The sequence below is a fragment of the Burkholderia sp. B10 genome (assembly GCF_004368385.1).
GTDB classification, from domain to species: domain Bacteria; phylum Pseudomonadota; class Gammaproteobacteria; order Burkholderiales; family Burkholderiaceae; genus Burkholderia; species Burkholderia vietnamiensis.
Genome location: NZ_PQMX01000165.1, coordinates 1 through 1,518, shown reverse-complemented (window position 1 = coordinate 1,518; position 1,518 = coordinate 1). Strand labels below are relative to the sequence as shown.

The 1,518-nt window shown below is 64.6% G+C and carries 1 protein-coding gene; it reads left to right on the top strand.

Annotation, left to right across the window (positions count from 1 at the left end; translation table 11 throughout):
* Positions 1 to 82 precede the first annotated feature (82 nt).
* Positions 83 to 1,518, top strand: a 1,436-nt coding sequence (locus tag C3Y15_RS31375; protein ID WP_134206954.1) for a sensor domain-containing diguanylate cyclase, incomplete at its 3' end; no start/stop codon positions are given.

Sequence of the window (1,518 nt, the reverse complement as noted above, 5' to 3'; positions counted from 1 at the left end):
CTTGCCAAGGCGAGCGCGGCTTTTTAGTATCCGGAAAGCAGGCGTCGGGGCCCGGCGCACCAAAAATGCAGCGAGGCGACCGATGCACCGGCGAACAACAGCCCCCTACCTGATCGTGGCAATCGGCGTCGTGATCGCCTGCGCGCTGATGGGCCTATGCGTGTTGCAGTTGTTCCAAAGCCGCCACGACGCGCTGGAGCGCGCCAGCGAAAGCGCGCGCAATCTCGGTCTGATGGCCGAGCGCGACATCGAACGCAACTTCGAGCTGTACGACCTGTCGCTGCAGGCGCTTGCCCACGGGCTGCAGCGGCCCGATGTGATGGCCGCGGCGCCCGCGCTGCGGCGTGCCGTGCTATTCGATCACGCGATGAGTGCCGCCTTTATCGGTTCGCAGCTGGTGCTCGATGCCGACGGCAACATCGTCCTAGATTCGGCCCACGATGTGCCGCGCCAGGGCAATTTCGCGGACCGTAAGTACTTCACGGTCCATCGCGATAATGCTGACGTAGGACTGTATATCAGCGATCCGTTCATCTCACGGCTGAGTGCCGGCACGCCCAGCATGGCGCTGTCGCGGCGTATCTCGAATCCGGATGGCTCGTTTGCCGGCATCGCGCTGATTGGCCTCAACCTCGAATACTTCCACCACTTGTTTGCCGGCCTGTCGCTCGGGCAGCACGGTTCGATCTCGCTGATCGGAACGGACGGCATCATGGTGATGCGTCAGCCCTTCACGGACGGCATCGTCGGCCGCGACATCAGCCAAGCGTCGACATTCCGACGGTTCATGTCCGCTCGGGAGGGCGTGTTTTCAGAGACCGCGTCGATCGACGGCGTGCGCCGGCTCTACTACTTCAAACACCTACCGGAGCTGCCGCTGATCATCATGGTGGCGGAGGCTGAACAGGACATCTATGCGGCGTGGTGGCAGCGCGCCGTGGCGATCGGTGCGCTGGTGGGCACCTTCGGTGCGGCGTTCATTGTGCTGTCCATGGTCCTCAGCAAGCAACTGCGCCGCCGGATGCGCGCGGAATCGGAATTGGTACTGCTCGCCCGCACAGACGGGCTGACGGGCCTGAATAACCGCCGCAGCTTCGGCGAAGTGCTGGAGCGGGAATGGCGCCGCGCGCAGCGCGCGCACTCCGTGTTCTCGCTGCTGTTCGTCGATGTTGACCGCTTCAAGGCCTTTAACGACACCTACGGCCATCAAGCCGGCGACGACGCGCTGGCGGCCGTCGCGCGCTGCATTGGCGAAAACATCCGCCGGCCAGCCGATACTGCGGCCCGCTACGGCGGAGAAGAATTTGTGGTGTTGCTCCCCGATACGCCCCGGCAGGGCGCGATCGAGATTGCCGAGCGCATTCGCGGGGCGATCCATGACCTGGCACTGGAGCACGTCGGCAGCGAATATGGGCGCGTCACCGCCAGCATCGGCATGGCGAGCTCGACGCCCGGTCAGGATGGAGACCCGGGTGCGCTGATCAAGGCGGCCGACGAGGCGCTGTACTACGCGAAGGC